The organism is Flavobacterium sp. GNP002 (genome assembly GCF_054343795.1).
In genome coordinates, this window is record NZ_JBTGUW010000001.1 from 146,346 (window position 1) to 163,637 (window position 17,292).

Below are 17,292 nucleotides of genomic sequence, written 5' to 3' on the forward strand. Positions count from 1 at the left end.
TCTTAGTATCAAATGTCAAACGCCAAAATTCTTTTGACATTAGGACTTTTGACTTTAGACATATTTATGCTTATTTTTGTGCAAAATTACAATCAAAACTATTCATAAGCAAACATTATGACATTAGAAACAAAAAAAAGTGTTTTTGTTGAATTAGGAAAATTCTTAAGTCAATTTTCTGAAGATAATACCTCTAAGAATCCAACTGTTTTGCACAACGATGTGTTTTTTGAAGATTTTATCGAATTAATAAAATTATCTCAATCACATAATGGATGGTATACGCCAGAACAAGTGTATTTTTCTATTCAATCTTGGGCGGAAGCATTAACTGCAGAAAACTTAAATCAATGGCTTTCTGCTTATGATTTACAAATAAAAGAACCAAAAAACATTGCCTTAATTCTTGCCGGAAATATTCCCTTAGTGGGTTTTCATGATTTCCTTTCTGTTTTAATTACAGGAAATAATGTATTGGTAAAAACATCATCAAATGACCAACATTTATTGCCTTTTTTAGCAAAGTACATCATTGCTATTGATTCTGAATTAGCCAATAATATCACTTTCGTAGATGAGAAGTTAGAAAATTTTGATGCAGTAATAGCAACAGGAAGTAATAATACCGCGCGTTATTTTGAATACTATTTTAAAGACAAACCTTCTATAATTCGAAAAAGCAGAAATTCAATTGCAGTTTTGAATGGAAAAGAAACTAAAGAGCAACTAGCAGCTTTAGGGGAAGATATCTTCCGATATTTTGGATTGGGCTGTCGGAATGTTTCTAAACTTTTTGTTCCAAAAGGATACGTATTTGATGCCTTTTTTGAAGCAATATTTGAATACCAAGATGTTATTCATTATGAAAAATACGCTAACAATTATGATTACAATAAAGCTGTTTTCCTGATGAGTAATTTTAAATTATTGGACAATGGTTTTTTGACAATAAAAGAAGATAAAAGCCATGCCTCGCCTATTTCTAGTGTGTTTTATGAGTTTTATGAGGATATCAACGATTTGAAATCAAGATTACAATCAGAAAACGAGCAAATTCAATGCATTGTAAGTGAAAATCTTATAGCAAACAGCATTGCCTTTGGACAAACCCAAAAACCAAAATTGTGGAATTACGCAGATAACACCGATACTATTTCGTTTTTGTTAACAACATAGTTGAAATATGTTTAATTATTTCGAATTATTTAACGCCTTTTAAATTCCTATTGCCGAAATTTGCACTTTAATTTTTTGGACTTAAACTACACCATGAAAAAACACAACTACAGCGCAGGACCTTGTATTTTACCACAAGAAGTTTTTGAAAAATCAGCACAAGCAATATTAAATTTTAACGATTCTGGGTTATCACTTTTAGAAATTTCCCATAGAAGCAAAGACTTCGTTGCCGTAATGGATGAAGCAAGAGCAATTGTTATTGAACTTTTAGGCCTAGAAGGCAAAGGATATCAAGCATTATTTCTGGCTGGCGGAGCTAGTTTAGAATTTTTGATGGTTCCTTATAACTTAATGAAAGAAGGCGGAAAAGCGGTTTATCTTGATACTGGAACATGGGCATCCGGCGCAATAAAAGAAGCAAAACTTTTTGGGGACACAGTTGTTGTCGCTTCATCAAAAGAACAAAATTACAATCATATTCCTAAAGGATATTCGGTACCTGCAGATGCAGATTATTTCCATTGCACGAGTAACAATACTATTTTTGGTACACAAATGAAGGAATTCCCATCAGTTGATATGCCAATTGTATGTGATATGAGTTCTGACATCTTTTCAAGAGAATTAGATTTTTCTAAATTTGATTTGATTTATGCAGGTGCTCAAAAAAATATGGGTCCGGCAGGAACTACTTTGGTTGTTGTAAAAGAAGAAATTCTTGCTAAAAACAACCGAATTATCCCAAGTATGTTGGATTATACTAAACATATTAAAGCAGAAAGTATGTATAATACTCCTCCTGTTTTTCCTGTTTATGCTTCGTTATTGACGTTACAATGGTTAAAAAACCTTGGTGGAATTGCTGCTATTGAAAAAATAAACAATGCTAAAGCTGCTTTACTTTATTCAGAAATAGACAGAAATCCATTATTCAAGGGAGCTGCAGCTGTTGAGGATCGATCAAACATGAATGCTACTTTCTTATTAAATGATGAAGCGCATGCTGCTACATTTGATGCAATGTGGAAAGCAGCAGGAATATCTGGATTACCTGGACATCGTTCAGTAGGTGGTTACAGAGCTTCAATGTACAATGCACTTCCATTAGAAAGTGTTCAAGTATTAGTTGATGTTATGCAGGCTTTGGAAAAAGCAATTTAAAAATTAAAACATTGAATGATTTAAAGATTTGAAAAATGAATTTTTAATCAATCGCTACATTAAACAAACCAGATTGAATCTTTAAATCTTTAAATTTTACAATCTTAAAATATAAAAAAATGAAGGTATTAGCCAACGATGGAATTTCTAAAAGTGGAATTCTAGCTTTAGAAAAAGGTGGATTTGAAGTGATAACTACAAAAGTAGCTCAGGAACAAGTAGCTAATTTTGTAAACGAAAATAATGTAAGTGTAGTTTTGGTAAGAAGTGCGACTAAAGTTCGTAAAGATATCATTGACGCTTGCCCAGGATTAAAGATTATAGGTCGTGGTGGTGTAGGAATGGATAATATTGATGTGGATTATGCTAAAAGCAAAGGAATTCACGTAATAAACACTCCAGCTTCTTCATCAGAATCAGTGGCAGAATTGGTGTTCGCACACTTATTTTCTGGTGTTCGCTTTTTACACGATTCTAATAGAAATATGCCTCTTGAAGGAGATACAAACTTTGAAGGCTTGAAAAAAGCTTATGCAAACGGAATTGAATTAAGAGGAAAAACTCTTGGTGTAGTAGGAATTGGCCGTATTGGTCAGGCTACTGCTAAAATGGCATTAGGTTTAGGAATGAAAGTAATTGCTTCTGATATGTTTATCCCAAAAGTTGACATTAAAGTTGAGTTTTTTGACGGGCAATCTATCACAACTACTGTCGTTTCTCAATCATTGGAGTCTTTATTCAAAGAAGCTGATTTCATCACATTACACGTTCCTGCACAAGATGGTTACATCATTGGAGAAAAAGAACTTGCTATCATGAAAGATGGTGTAGGTATTGTAAACTGTGCTCGTGGTGGGGTTATTGATGAAGTAGCATTAGTAAAAGCACTAGACAGCGGTAAAGTATTATTCGCAGGATTAGACGTTTTTGAAAACGAACCAACTCCAGAAATGACTATTTTGATGAATCATAAAATATCGTTGACTCCTCATATTGGGGCTGCAACTGGAGAAGCTCAAGACAGAATTGGTACTGAATTAGCTTCACAAATTATTAGCATATTAAGCTAGAATTTTAGACTAAATAAATTAAAAGGGATTTATTAACTTATGTTTAATAAATCCCTTTTTTTATTAAATTTGATTTCTAATCTAAAAATACTTTCCATGTTTGAACAATTAACACAATTAGCACAACAATTTGGAGTCGAGTCAGTTGTTAAGAACCAAGCCGTTCCTAACGAACATAATGAAGCCATTATGACCGAGGCAAGTAGTTCTATTTTTTCAGGATTACAAAAAATAGTTGCAGAAGGCGGAGTAGATCAACTTGCAGGTTTGTTTCAAGGAAACAATGCACAAAACAGCTCAAATCCTGTAGTACAACAACTCACTGAACAACTTACGGGGAGCTTAGGAGAAAAATTTGGCATCAATAGTGAAACTGCTTCTGGTGTTGCAGGAAGTTTAATTCCTCAAATTTTAGGGTCATTAGTCAATAAAGCGAAAGACCCTAGTGATAGCAGCTTTCAAATTTCAGATGTGATAGCAGCTATTTCTGGTAATAGTGCCCAAAATTCCGGTATAATGGATGCTATATCTAAATATGGAGGTCAATTTGGCTTAGACCAAAATGCCGATGGAAAAGTAGATATAAGTGATGCCATGTCAGCCGTTTCTGGAAACAGTGGAGGAATAGGTGGTATACTAGGAAAAATTTTTGGAAAATAATTAAAACCAAAAAATATTTACAAAAATCATCTACTACTCGTAGGTGATTTTTTATGTTAAAACACTACTAACAAGTCATTTAATTTTGTAAATTTATTATTCAATTTTTTTTATGAAAAATAGTGTTTATTTATTAGCAATTATTCTAGTTTCTATTTTTAGTTGTAACACTTCAAAGTCTAATTTCCCAAGTACTAAAAAACCTGTTATAAATCAAGGCGATACCATACGAATTGCCAACGACGAGCTCGAATATGAAGTTATCATTATTGATCCCGGTTTTAGCACATGGCTTAACTCCAGAGCATCCCCTAGAGGATATCATTCTCAAAGCTTTTTAGAGAATAAAAATCAATTGTATGTCAGCGAGTGGAATAACCGCGTTTTACAGCCTGTGCTATACAATCCAAATTTATATGAAATGTCCATCAATTATGATCCAAATATTGATTATGGCTACGAAGTAAATTATTTGATTTACAACTATATGATTTATTTTCAAAATACCTATAAACAAAAACTTTTTGGTTTAGTCCCCATCAGATAATGTTACTATATTTGTAATCATTATAAATAAAAATGAATAAACTAAAGCAACGTTGGGGAATTGCAACTAATTTCCAACTCATAATCATATTTATCGTTTTTGCAATTACAGGCTCGGCTTCGGCATGGTTGTCAAAACCATTTTGTTTTTGGTTGGGAATTACAAAAGAAGACCTAGGCTATTGGTTTACACCTGTTCGATTACTTTTAATTTTCCCTATATACCAAGTACTTTTAGTACTAATCGGTTTTGTTTTTGGGCAGTTCAAATTCTTTTGGGCATTCGAAAAAAAGATGCTAAAACGCATGGGATTAGGATTTCTTTTTACAGAATAACAAAAACGCCTCAATTACGAGGCGTTTTTGTTTTTAATCCAATACTTATAAATCCATGTCAATGTAAACGTTGGTATAAAATCCGAAAAAGGTAAAATTTCTTCCAGAAAAGTAACCACACCTCCTACTCGTCCTATGGTTCCTTTATACATCCAAGTCATTAAAAACCCAGCTAATGGCGCCCAAATCACATCTGAAAATTCGCCAACTAATGGAACTGTAAACGATACTAATCCTAACGCATCCAACAGAATTCCTAATATAAGATTCCTTGTTTTATTATTTTCTACACTAACGGGCACTTGCTCTGTCATACTATTTCAATTTATCAGGAAATGTACAAATCTAATGCCAATTATTTTTTCAACTTGTCTTGATACACTTTTTTCAGCTTCTCAATTTTTGGAGTAATAACATAACTGCAATAGCCTTGTGTTTTGTTTTGATTGTAATAATTTTGATGATAATCTTCGGCTTCATAAAATTTAGACGCTGCAGAAATCTTAGTTACAATTGGTTTCCCAAATGTATTCTCGCTGGTCATCAAAGCTATGTAATCTTCCGAAAGCTGTTTTTGAATAGGATTATGGTAAAAAATTTCACTTCTATATTGTGTACCAACATCATTTCCTTGACGATTTAACGTTGTTGGGTCGTGTGTAGCAAAAAATATTTCCAATAGTTCTCCAAAACTTATTTGGCTTGGATCAAAAGTAATTTCAATAGCTTCCGCATGACCCGTATCTCCATTGCAAATATCTTTGTATGTTGGGTTTACAGTAGCACCACCAATGTATCCTGAAACAACTTTTTTTACTCCATCCAGTTCTAAGAAAACTGCTTCTGTACACCAAAAACAACCTCCTGCTAAGGTTGCAACTTCTAATCCGTTTTGTATTTCCATATTTTTTGTTTCTTTACTTTTTGGCACAGCACTACTCTTTTCTTTTGCACAAAATGAAAAAGGCAATAGTGCCAGAAAAATACCAATTATTTTTTTCATCATTCTAGATTTAAAATCAAATTTATCCATTAAAACCAACCAATTATAAGATATTAACTAAAGTTTATCTTTTGTCAAAGCAAAATATATTGGGATGCATTTAATAATCATTAAAATCTTTGTTTCTTTGTCAAAACAGTTTCAAAATGATACAAGCCAAAAATTTACATAAATATTACGATCAACTGCATGTGTTAAAAGGAGTCGATTTACATATTCAAAAAGGAGAAATTGTCTCTATCGTTGGGGCTTCTGGAGCAGGAAAAACAACTCTTTTGCAAATCCTTGGAACTTTAGACAAGCCAACAGTTGAAAACGGAATTGAATTGCGCATCAATAATGAAGACATTCTGACTATGAATGACAAAACCTTATCTAAATTCAGAAATCTAAATTTAGGTTTTATTTTTCAATTTCATCAATTATTACCTGAATTTACAGCATTAGAGAATGTTTGCATTCCCGCTTTCATTGCTAATAAATCAAAACTGGAAACTGAGATTGAAGCAAAAAAACTGCTGACTTATCTTGGACTTTCTCATAGAATGAATCATAAACCCAATGAACTTTCTGGAGGGGAACAGCAACGTGTGGCTGTTGCAAGAGCCTTAATCAACAAGCCTGCAATCATTTTTGCAGATGAACCTTCGGGAAATCTCGATACTGCTTCGGCTGAAAACCTACATCAATTATTCTTTAAATTGCGTGATGAGTTGGGACAAACTTTCGTGATTGTAACACATAATGAAGATTTAGCCAATATGGCCGACAGAAAATTAGTAATGGTTGACGGCTTAATTTCAAATTAGTATTAATGATTATAATAGCATTAAGTTGGGTTGTACTGTTATTATTTTGCATTCCTACAGGAATCATAGCAAAATCAATATTCAAAATAAACACTACTGATAATTATATCACTATATTTTTAGGCATGTTTATGCAATGTTTTGGATTAAGTATATGCAGCTTTTTCTTTAAAATTGGCTGGATTGTTTTTCTTATTAATTTTCTTATTGTCATTGGATTTTCTTTCTGGAAATCACGAGATATAAAAAATAGTTTGAAAGAAATAAAAACGGACATACTTTGGATCTCAACAATTTCAAAACTTATCCTTTCAACACTATTTATTTTTGCATTATTTAAATGTGCACAATCACCTTTTCTCATTGATAATGAAAGCTATTATCTACAAACCATAAAATGGATTAACGAATATGGATTCGTAAAAGGATTAGCTAATCTTCATATCTATTTAGGACAAACATCACCGTTTCACGTTTTGCAAGCGGGTTTTAATTTTAGTTTCTTTACCGATAGGATCAATGATATAAATGGATTTTTACTATTATTTTCCTCCGTTTATTTTATAACTGAATTCGAAAAAAAACAATCAAGGAACGGAGAAATTCATTGGATCGGATTTATTCTGATATTCAATATTCTTTTTTTTCAATTTATCAATGCACCCTCCCCTGATTTATCAATAATTCTGGTGTCCCAAATTCTTTTCTATTATTTTTTAGACAAAGAAGATTCTCTAGATAATTTCAAAATTGTAACACTTTTATATTTATATCTTCTGTTTATAAAAATTACCATTGCTCCTTTTGGATTACTTTTTATTTATTTACATCATTTTAACAAAAAAAGAATTTCGTTTTTATTCATTTTCGGAACATTAATAGCTATTATTTTATTACTAAAAAACGCTATAATCACAGGTTACCCGTTATATCCATTTGATTTTTTACCTTTACATACTGATTGGAAAATTCCGGAAGAAGTATTAAAATTCATTTCTGATTACACCAAAAGAGAAGGTTATAGCCAAAACGATTCTTTCTATAATCCTTCATTATCAATCAACTTAAAATCGTGGTTAAACCTTGAGGGTATTAATCGTTTTTTTAATTTTGGGATACTTATTTTATTTGTTTTTGGATTATTTATAATCAAATTTAAGAAGCAAACTAAATATAAAATTTTGTTACTAATACTTGTCATCCATTTTGTAATACTGCTTTTAACTTCGCCACAATTTCGGTTTTTCCTACCAGAATTTGTGTTTTTATCTGTTTTAGCAGTGAGTTCTGTTTTAACATATTTTAAAATGAAAACTAATATTATTCGATTATCATTACTTGCAAATATTATTTTTCCTCTTATTTTAATTGAATTTATCAATTATGAAAACCTAACAGTAAACAAACACCACCAGCAAATAGAACCCTATAGTTGGCATCAAATTTTATTACCAGAAAAAAACTCTAAATATGCCGAAATAGCTTTCGAAAAAATAAATGAAGGTAACTTGAACTATAATTCTCCTCAAGAAAACTTCTTTTTTTATGGTACTGCCAATGGCGATTTGCCTTGTGTGAACAAAGTTCAAATTGATTATTTCAAGCAGTATTATTACATAAAACCACAGCTACGGACTTCTAATTTAGGCGATGGATTTTATTCCAAACGCATTGCACATAATGAATAAGAAAGAACTCAAATCTTTCCTCGATGAGAAAGTGGAACAATATAACACTCTCGACTTCATCGAAAGTGATCCTGTGCAAATTCCGCATTTATTTTCACAAAAAGAAGATATCGAAATTGCCGGTTTTCTAAGTGCTACCATTGCTTGGGGAAATCGCAAAATGATTATCAAAAATTCCCATAAAATGATGGATTTAATGGGAAATGCACCTTATGATTTTGTCATGTCACATTCGGAAAATGATTTGGAACGACTAGAAACTTTTGTTCATAGAACTTTTAATGGTCAGGATTTTGCAAGTTTTATAAGAAGTCTAAAAAACATCTATAAAAACCATAATGGATTAGAATCCGTATATGCTAAAAACCAAGAGTTAAAAACCATGCAAAACAGCATCTCGGAATTCAAAAAGACATTCTTCGAAATTCCCCATCAATTTAGAACACAAAAACACATTTCAGACCCTCTGAACAATTCTGCAGCCAAGCGAATAAATATGTATTTACGCTGGATGGTCCGCCAAGATAGTAAAGGTGTCGATTTAGGAATCTGGAAAAGTATTTCTCCAGCATCTTTATCCTGTCCTTTAGATGTGCATTCTGGTAACGTAGCCCGAAAATTAGGATTGCTGACCAGAAAACAAAATGATGGCAAAGCATTAGCTGAATTAGATTTAAAACTTCGCGAATTCGATGCGAATGATCCAGTAAAATATGACTTTGCGTTATTTGGATTAGGTGTTTTCGAAAAATTTTAAATTAGATGAGTTAGACTCCCTTAATTTTTAGACTAATTTTAAAAACCTGAAATCTAAAAATATAAGAATCTAATGAATTCTAAAATTTAGCGTACCTTTGCACAAAATTTAAGCAAATGAGCACTTTCGAACAATTCAATCTCCCTAAATCTGTACAAAAAGCAATAGATGATTTAGGATTTACATCTCCAACTCCTATCCAAGAAAAAACTTTTTCTGTGATAATGTCTGGAAGAGATATGATGGGAATTGCACAAACTGGTACAGGTAAAACATTTGCCTATTTATTACCTTTATTAAAATTATACAAATTTACTCCGGGACATACTCCTAAAATAGTAATTCTGGTTCCTACACGTGAGCTTGTAGTACAAGTGGTGGAAGAAGTAGAAAAATTGACAAAATACATGTCAGTTCGTACTGTTGGTATTTTTGGTGGTGTCAACATCAATACCCAAAAAACAACCGTTTATCAAGGTTGCGACATCCTAGTGGGAACTCCAGGAAGAATCATGGATTTAACGCTGGACAATGTGATTCGTTTTGAAGAAATGCAAAAATTGGTAATCGATGAGTTTGACGAAATGCTTAATTTAGGTTTCCGCACCCAATTAACGGCTATTTTGGCTATGATGCCAAAAAAACGTCAAAACATACTGTTTTCGGCAACTATGACGGATGAAGTAGATGCTATTTTAAATGATTATTTTGATTATCCGGAAGAAGTTACGCTTTCGGCATCAGGAACTCCATTGGAAAACATTCAACAAATCACCTATAATGTTCCCAATTTCAATACCAAAATAAATCTTCTGAAACACTTATTACAAAACAACGAAGACATGAGTCGTGTGCTGGTATTTGTTAATAATAAGAAGATTTCAGATATGGTTCACGAACGTATCGAAGAAGATTTTGAAGGTCAGTTTGGAGTAATTCACTCGAATAAATCACAAAATTATCGTTTGAGTACTATGGCTTCTTTTCAAGAAGGAAATCTGCGTGGATTGATTACCACAGATATTATGGCAAGAGGTCTAGATATTTCTAATATCACCCATGTTATCAATTTCGAAATGCCAGAAATGCCAGAACTATACATGCACAGAATTGGTAGAACTGGACGTGCAGATGCTACAGGAACCGCAATAAGTCTTATCGCTCCTCGTGAAGAAGAATCTAAAGTGGAAATAGAAGTGCTAATGAATATGGAATTAGCAATCGAACCTTTTCCGGAAACCGTTGAAGTTTCTTCAAAATTAATCGAACCTGAAAAAGACAGACAACCGATTAAGTTTATGATGAAAAAACAGAAACTGGCAGGAGATGGTGCTTTTCAAGAAAAAAGCAAAAAGAATAAGAAAGTCAATTTGGGCGGACCTGGTGTAACTAAGAAAAAAACGCACGGTTCTGTAAATAGAAATATGCTAAAAACCAGAGACAAAAAGAGAAAAGACAAGAATAAATAATACTAAAAAAAGGCTAAAAATGACAATCATTTTTAGCCTTTTTTCTTGAACTGTATTATTAATTCTTGGTAAAAACCAAACAAACCGGAGAACATAAAGTTATTTTTTTACCAGTATCAGTAAGTAATCCAGTCTTTTTACTTCTTTTAAAAATTACCACGTCATTTGTATATTGATGAGCTACCAAAAGAAAATTCCCAGTAGGATCAATCGCAAAATTCCTAGGTCCTTTCCCTAAAGTACTGTTTTGTCCTTTCAATACTAATTTTCCGTTTTTTAGAATTTTAAAAATTGTAATGTTATTGGCTTCACCACGATTAGACGCATATAAAAACTTCCCATCAGGCGAAATATGAATATCCGCAGAACTGAACGTTCCTTTGAAGCCTTTAGCTAAAATAGTCGTTTCATCAATCTTCTTTAATATTCCGTTGGCGTAACTAAATACCGTTAACGCTCCGTCAAGTTCCTGTAATAGATAAACAAATTTTCCGTCTTTGCTAAAGGTTAAATGTCTTGGTCCACTTCCAGATTTTACAGAAATACTATCTTTCAATTCTAAAACAGTACTAGCAGCATTAGGATTATAGCCATAGGAATACACTTTGTCATTCCCTAAATCATTGGACAAAACGAACTTTTTATCTGGAGAAAAATGAACCATATGCACATGAGGACGTTCTTGTCTTTGTGCGTTAATTCCTTTTCCATAATGCTGTATTACTTGCTTAGCTCCAGCAAGACTTCCATCATCATTTTTACTGAAAACAGAAATATTTCCGCCAGAATAATTGGCAACGATTACATTTTTATCATCGTTTATAATGTAACAAGGATCGGCACCTTTGGAGTTTTGCTTGTTGATTAAGTCTAATTTTCCACTTGCTGGATTATAACTAAAAGAACTTACTGTGCTTTCAGCACCAAATTCATTTACGGAATACACAAAATTATTATCTTTTGAAACCGTCAAGTAACTTGGATTTATAACCTTTTCAGTAGCATTTTTAAAACTGAAATCGCCTGTGTTTGAATCAAAATCATATACATAAATTCCTTTACTGTCACAACTTTGGGTATAGGTTCCAATCAGTAAATTGAATGTATTTTTTTGTGCCTGAACACTTGTAAAAATGAAAATGAATAGAAGAACTGCAAACGGCTTTTTCATGTTTTTAAAATTTATTAGAAAGCTAAAATACACATTATATTCATAATGAATGTCAAATGTTTATTCCTTTGAAAAATTATAACAACTTCAACTAAAACTGTCAACAAATTTGTATTTTTGACTCACGAAATTCAATGAACTCCATTGAAAATAAAATCTAGTGAAGTAAACTCAACCTCAGAATGCATTTTAAACATCCCGAAATTCTATACTTTCTGTTCTTGCTGATTGTTCCAATTTTGGTTCATTTATTTCAATTACGCCGTTTCAAAAAAGAATATTTTACTAATGTTCGTTTCTTAAAAGCACTTTCTATACAAACCAGAAAAAGCTCTAAAATCAAGAAATGGCTGCTTCTCGCCTGTCGTTTATTACTGCTAACTTGTATTATTATAGCATTTGCGCAGCCTTTTTTTGCGTCCAAAGACAGTAAAAATGCCAACAATGAATTGTATATCATTTTGGATAATTCTTTTAGTATGCAAGCCAAAGGCAAAAAAGGAGAATTACTAAAAAGAGCTGTTCAGGAACTGCTAGAAGAAACTCCGGAAAACGTCAATTTTTCTTTGCTCACTAATTCCGAGAATTATTGGAACACTGATATAAAGTCGGTTCGTAGTGCCTTGCAAAATCTAAAATACAGCGCTACTCCGTTCCAATTGGACAATATAACGGCAAAAATAAAAGCGCATAAATCGGCTTTTAAAAAGGACATCGTTATCATTACCGACGCTGTTGGCCTTGATAAAAAACAACTGAAAAATAGCGATGCAACTGATTCTCCCTTATTTATAATCCCAAAAGCAGAACAAAAAAATAATGTATCAATTGATAGCGTTTTCATCAATAAAACATTGGACAATTTTTATGAAATTAGCGTCCAAATATCCGGTTATGGAGATGATTTCAACCCGATTCCAATTTCTTTATACAATGAAAACAAGCTTATTGCTAAAACGATAGTAACTTTAGACACGAAGAAAAAAAATCTCAACTTTACGATTCCAAAACAATCCTTTCATGGTTATTTCTCAATAGTTGACAACGGTTTGTCTTATGATAACACGTTATATTTTAGCATTTCTAAAACGAAAAAAAACAACATCATCAGCATTGGAGAACCAGCAAAAAGCAACTTCCTTTCCCGAATTTACACCAGTGAAGAATTCAATTTCAACAATTATACTTTAAGCGCATTAGACTACAATAAACTTGAAGAACAAAACACTATTATTTTAAATGAATTAGATGAAATTCCCCAAGCTTTGGCAACCACTTTGAAATCTTTCGTAGAGAAAGGCGGAAATTTAATTGTGATTCCTTCGGCGATAAGTTTCATTACAAATATGAATTCTTTTATGTCGAATTTTGGAAACCTAAAATTCAATGCTTTAGAAAACAGAGAAAAGCTGATTACTAAAATCAACTTTAATCATCCTATATTCAATAGTGTTTTTGAAAATAGAGTGACTAATTTTCAATATCCAAAAACAAAAAGTTCGTTTATATTATCAAGTTCCAGTCCTGCTGTTTTGTCTTATGAGGACCAAAGTATTTTCTTGACATCGATCGCAAATTCAGTTTCAGCAGTTGCTGTTTTTGCAGCTCCTATCAACATTGAAAATTCAAATTTCCAACAATCTCCATTAATTGTACCTACATTTTACAAGATGGCGATGCACAATCAAAATAACGGTGTAAATGCTTTGATAATTGGGAATAACAATCCGCATTTTACAGAAGTATCGCTAAACAAAGATGCTATTTTAACGGTAAAAGGCTCAGATGAACAATTTATTCCTATCCAACAAATTCTGAATAATAAAGTCAAAATGACTTTCAATGATTATCCGGAACAAGCTGGAAATTTCAGCATTTACAATAAAAAAGAGTGGATTGAAAACATCAGTTTTAATTACAACAGAACCGAAAGTGATTTGGCTTCAGCCAATGACAATATCCTTTCTGACTATAAAACAATCGAATCAATCCCATCGCTATTTGACTCTTTACAAACTGACAGGACTGATAATCAAATTTGGAAATGGTTTGTTATCTTTGCACTGTTATTTCTAATAACCGAAATGGCAATTATACGATTCGTAAAGTAAATAACGAAGGCCCAATTATTAAAAAATAAAGATGAAATGAGCATGACCGTAATTTGGTCGTAAAAGTCAATGCAAATTCCATATTCTATTAAAAAAAACAAATATTATCTACATATGAAATTAATCATCAGAGAAGCAAAAATTATCGATTCGAAAAGTCCCTTTCATAATAAGACTGTAGATATTTTAATTGTTGATGGTTTTATAAAAAAAATTGGAACAACGCTTCCAAATCCGGATAAAGCAGAAGAGGTAAAACTTGATAATTTACATGTTTCCCAAGGCTGGTTTGACAGTAGCGTTTCTCTTGGAGAACCTGGTTTTGAAGACCGAGAAACCATTTCAAACGGACTTACTGTAGCTGCTAAAAGCGGTTTTACGGCAATAGCATTACACCCCAACTCCTTTCCTATTATTGATAATCAATCCCAAGTGAATTTTGTATTAAATAAAGCATTAGGATTTGCAACTCAACTCTATCCTATTGGCGCTTTAAGCAAAGAAAGCGCAGGAAAAGATATGGCTGAATTGTATGATATGAAAAATGCGGGAGCAGTTGCTTTTGGAGATTATAATAAAAGTTTGGATAATGCTAATTTGCTAAAAATCGCTTTACAATACGTTCAGGATTTTGATGGATTGATTCTTGCTTTTTCTCAAGACGAGAATATAAAAGGAAATGGAGTTGCAAATGAAGGCATTGTTTCTACCCGATTGGGTTTGAAAGGAATTCCAAATCTTGCCGAAGAATTGCAAATCGCAAGAAATTTATTTCTGTTAGAATATACCGGAGGGAAACTTCACATTCCGACAATTTCGACTAAAAAATCAGTTCAATTAATCAAAGAGGCTAAAGCAAATGGATTAAATGTAACGTGTAGTGCGGCAGTACATCATTTGGTTTTAACCGATGAAAAACTGGAAAGTTTTGATACCCGTTATAAAGTTTCGCCGCCGCTAAGAACTGAAACCGATAGAAAGGCTTTGTTGAAAGGGATAAAAGACGGAACTATCGATATGATTACATCCGACCATAATCCAATAGACATTGAACATAAGAAAATGGAATTTGACGGTGCCAAAAATGGAACAATCGGAATGGAAAGCGCTTTTGGTGCTTTGATGACTGTATTGCCATTAGAAACCGTAATAGATAAATTGACCGCTGGAAAATCAACATTCGGTATTGATATCCAAATCATAAATGAAGGTTCAAAAGCAAATATTACCTTATTCAATCCTGAACCAAAAAGTATTTTCACAAAATCATCTATTTTATCCAAATCGAAAAACTCCGCTTTTCTAAAAACTGAAATCAAAGGAAAAGTTCATGGAATTGTGAATCAAGGAAAATTAATTTTAGCATAGAAAAATGAATAATAATAATAATAATAATAATAATAATAATTCTGAGTCAGGAAAAACTGCCGCCATTACTAGCTATATTTTAGGAATTGGCGTGTTTATAGCAATGTCTATGAACTCAGAGGACAAAAATGCGTTTGCTTCTTTTCACATCCGTCAAGGACTGGGACTCACATTAACGTTTATATCACTGGGACTAATCATCAGCAATTTTGACAGCTTGATGATTTCAGCTCCAATGTGGATTTTCGTGTTTATTTTATGGTCTTATGGCATTACCAGTGCTATAAAAGGAGAAACAAAACCGGTTCCTTTATTGGGAACATATTTTCAAAAATGGCTTAAAAACATATCATAACCCGATGAATTTATCTTTAGAATACAAAATAAGAGAACCAAAAATAAAATTAGACAAGAATCCTCTAATCCTTTTATTGCATGGATACGGAAGCAATGAAGAGGATTTATTTTCCTTCGCGACTGAACTTCCGGAAGAATATTATATTATTTCAGCGCGTGCGCCTTATGATATGCAATACGGTGCTTTTGCGTGGTATGCTATAAACTTTGATGCAGACGAAAACAAATTTTCTGACCACGAACAAGCCAAAGTTTCAAGGGATTTAATAGCTGAATTTATTGATGAATTGATTCAAACCTATCCTATAGATGCTCAGAAAGTTGCTTTAGTTGGCTTCAGCCAAGGTTCAATCTTGAGTTATGCTGTTGCGCTTTCTTACCCAGAAAAAATTCAAAAAGTGGTCGCTATGAGCGGCTATTTGAATTTAGAAATTGTAGCTGAGGATTATCTTAAAAACAACTTTACTAACTTGAAAATATTTGCTTCACACGGAACAGTTGACCAGGTCATTCCAGTAGAATGGGCTAGAAAAACACCTGCAATATTAGAAAATTTAGGAATAAATACAACCTATAAAGAATATCCTGTTGGTCATGGAGTGGCACCACAGAACTTTTATGACTTTAAAAATTGGTTAGAAAATAACTAACCGATTTTATTGTCCTGTATATTTAATTTCTTCGGCTTTTTTCAAAACATAACCTTTCCAAGGAATCAATTGCCAATCATCCTTAACCCATGGTTGGCCTTCGGATTTTCGTTCTAATACGATAGATTCCTTTTGGGTATCCAAAAACAATTCTGCTTTATTACCGTTGTTAGCTTCAAAAATCACAAAAGCTGATGTAGTTGCAGTTTCTCCGCTTTGCTCGTAATGATTTAATCGAGTTCCGATTTCAAAAACCCGGATACACTCCTTTCTCAACACAGACCAAGTATAACCGGCAGAAGCTTTACAACCGTTTTCATCCAAATCGCCACCTACTAATGGTGGTTTTTCTTCTTTTAGAATTGGACTCTTAGATTCCATTTTATGATCCATTTGCTTTGCACAAGAAAAAGCAAAAATGATTATTACCGAAAACAATAATCCCTTTTTCATATTTATTTTTGATATAACAATGATAGATTTACTTCGAATGAAATACTATCATCAGGATTGACAAAATATTTTAATAAAACTTCTCCCCAAATTTCGCCATCACTAAAATCCGCAATAATCCATCTGTGGTTTAGAATTCTTACTTTGTTGATAATAAATTTATTAGTTCCAATTTGATCTTGACCGGTATAAGGATTCCCTTTTGGATTGGAATTAAAATCTAATAATTTTTCGGTAACAACAGGAATTAATTTTTCGTATTGAATTATTTTATCTGAACTACCTGAATCAAAATAATTTTGGGCATTTTCATTTTTAGCCAAAGAAAAATAGTTGGCATCAGCTAACTGATTTGAAACTAAACGTATACTGTCTCTTAACTTTTTTGTAGTTTTTTCATACCTTGTTTGTTCAAATGTAACCTGTTTACTCAAAAACATATAAGTAAAAATTGAAGAAAGTACCGCTAAAATAGTGAGATAAAGGAATAGTGATTGTTTCATT

General features: G+C 32.4%; 19 protein-coding genes. 14 read left to right on the top strand and 5 right to left on the bottom strand.

What is annotated here, in order from left to right; all coding sequences use genetic code 11:
* Positions 1-117 precede the first annotated feature (117 nt).
* The 6 genes from ACXX80_RS00700 to ACXX80_RS00725 all read left to right on the top strand — a co-directional run bounded on the left by ACXX80_RS00700 (position 118) and on the right by ACXX80_RS00725 (position 4,952).
* Positions 118-1,176 (top strand): acyl-CoA reductase, encoded by a 1,059-nt coding sequence (locus ACXX80_RS00700; RefSeq protein WP_458551587.1) that lies wholly within the window; start codon positions 118-120, stop codon positions 1,174-1,176.
* Positions 1,177-1,269: 93 nt separating this feature from the next.
* A complete protein-coding gene (gene serC, locus ACXX80_RS00705) occupies positions 1,270-2,340 on the top strand; it encodes a 3-phosphoserine/phosphohydroxythreonine transaminase (protein ID WP_458551588.1) in 1,071 nt (356 codons plus the stop codon).
* Positions 2,341-2,459: 119 nt separating this feature from the next.
* Positions 2,460-3,410 (top strand): D-2-hydroxyacid dehydrogenase, encoded by a 951-nt coding sequence (locus ACXX80_RS00710; RefSeq protein WP_458551589.1) that lies wholly within the window; start codon positions 2,460-2,462, stop codon positions 3,408-3,410.
* A gap of 96 nt (positions 3,411-3,506) precedes the next feature.
* A complete protein-coding gene (locus ACXX80_RS00715) occupies positions 3,507-4,070 on the top strand; it encodes a DUF937 domain-containing protein (RefSeq protein ID WP_458551590.1) in 564 nt (187 codons plus the stop codon).
* A gap of 112 nt (positions 4,071-4,182) precedes the next feature.
* A complete protein-coding gene (locus tag ACXX80_RS00720; RefSeq protein WP_417966293.1) occupies positions 4,183-4,617 on the top strand; it encodes a DUF6146 family protein in 435 nt (144 codons plus the stop codon).
* A gap of 32 nt (positions 4,618-4,649) precedes the next feature.
* Positions 4,650-4,952, top strand: coding sequence for a DUF6787 family protein (locus tag ACXX80_RS00725; protein WP_458551591.1), 303 nt, complete (start codon positions 4,650-4,652; stop codon positions 4,950-4,952).
* 14 nt (positions 4,953-4,966) lie between these two features.
* Here ACXX80_RS00725 and ACXX80_RS00730 read toward each other — a convergent pair whose 3' ends face one another.
* The gene (locus ACXX80_RS00730) at positions 4,967-5,266 is read right to left on the bottom strand and encodes a hypothetical protein (RefSeq protein WP_458551592.1); all 300 of its coding nucleotides are present in this window, start codon (positions 5,264-5,266) and stop codon (positions 4,967-4,969) included.
* A 41-nt stretch (positions 5,267-5,307) separates the two neighbouring features.
* Complete coding sequence (msrA, locus tag ACXX80_RS00735; RefSeq protein ID WP_417966382.1) at positions 5,308-5,856, bottom strand: peptide-methionine (S)-S-oxide reductase MsrA; 549 nt, start codon at positions 5,854-5,856, stop codon at positions 5,308-5,310.
* A gap of 245 nt (positions 5,857-6,101) precedes the next feature.
* On the opposite strand from msrA, the gene ACXX80_RS00740 reads away from it, so the two are divergent.
* From ACXX80_RS00740 to ACXX80_RS00755, 4 genes are all read left to right on the top strand, one after another.
* Complete coding sequence (locus ACXX80_RS00740) at positions 6,102-6,764, top strand: ABC transporter ATP-binding protein (protein ID WP_417966295.1); 663 nt, start codon at positions 6,102-6,104, stop codon at positions 6,762-6,764.
* 5 nt (positions 6,765-6,769) lie between these two features.
* Complete coding sequence (locus tag ACXX80_RS00745) at positions 6,770-8,452, top strand: LIC_10190 family membrane protein (protein ID WP_458551593.1); 1,683 nt, start codon at positions 6,770-6,772, stop codon at positions 8,450-8,452.
* Positions 8,445-9,209, top strand: a complete 765-nt coding sequence (locus ACXX80_RS00750; protein WP_458551594.1) for a TIGR02757 family protein — start codon at positions 8,445-8,447, stop codon at positions 9,207-9,209. Before ACXX80_RS00745 ends, ACXX80_RS00750 begins: the two co-directional genes overlap by 8 nt.
* A 116-nt stretch (positions 9,210-9,325) precedes the next feature.
* Positions 9,326-10,678: a DEAD/DEAH box helicase gene (locus ACXX80_RS00755; protein WP_315207822.1), complete on the top strand. Its 1,353-nt coding sequence runs from the start codon at positions 9,326-9,328 to the stop codon at positions 10,676-10,678.
* 58 nt (positions 10,679-10,736) lie between these two features.
* Here ACXX80_RS00755 and ACXX80_RS00760 read toward each other — a convergent pair whose 3' ends face one another.
* The gene (locus ACXX80_RS00760; RefSeq protein WP_458551595.1) at positions 10,737-11,849 is read right to left on the bottom strand and encodes a lactonase family protein; all 1,113 of its coding nucleotides are present in this window, start codon (positions 11,847-11,849) and stop codon (positions 10,737-10,739) included.
* Between the two features lie 182 nt (positions 11,850-12,031).
* Between ACXX80_RS00760 and ACXX80_RS00765 the strand changes: the two genes are divergently transcribed.
* The 4 genes from ACXX80_RS00765 to ACXX80_RS00780 all read left to right on the top strand — a co-directional run bounded on the left by ACXX80_RS00765 (position 12,032) and on the right by ACXX80_RS00780 (position 16,335).
* Positions 12,032-13,960, top strand: coding sequence for a BatA domain-containing protein (locus ACXX80_RS00765; protein WP_458551596.1), 1,929 nt, complete (start codon positions 12,032-12,034; stop codon positions 13,958-13,960).
* A gap of 114 nt (positions 13,961-14,074) precedes the next feature.
* Positions 14,075-15,328, top strand: coding sequence for a dihydroorotase (locus ACXX80_RS00770; RefSeq protein WP_458551597.1), 1,254 nt, complete (start codon positions 14,075-14,077; stop codon positions 15,326-15,328).
* A 4-nt stretch (positions 15,329-15,332) separates the two neighbouring features.
* The gene (locus ACXX80_RS00775) at positions 15,333-15,683 is read left to right on the top strand and encodes a hypothetical protein (protein WP_458551598.1); all 351 of its coding nucleotides are present in this window, start codon (positions 15,333-15,335) and stop codon (positions 15,681-15,683) included.
* Positions 15,684-15,687: 4 nt separating this feature from the next.
* Complete coding sequence (locus ACXX80_RS00780; protein ID WP_458551599.1) at positions 15,688-16,335, top strand: alpha/beta hydrolase; 648 nt, start codon at positions 15,688-15,690, stop codon at positions 16,333-16,335.
* A gap of 6 nt (positions 16,336-16,341) precedes the next feature.
* Here ACXX80_RS00780 and ACXX80_RS00785 read toward each other — a convergent pair whose 3' ends face one another.
* Positions 16,342-16,788, bottom strand: coding sequence for a hypothetical protein (locus ACXX80_RS00785; protein ID WP_458551600.1), 447 nt, complete (start codon positions 16,786-16,788; stop codon positions 16,342-16,344).
* 2 nt (positions 16,789-16,790) lie between these two features.
* Positions 16,791-17,291, bottom strand: a complete 501-nt coding sequence (locus ACXX80_RS00790) for a hypothetical protein (RefSeq protein ID WP_458551601.1) — start codon at positions 17,289-17,291, stop codon at positions 16,791-16,793.
* Position 17,292 lies beyond the last annotated feature (1 nt).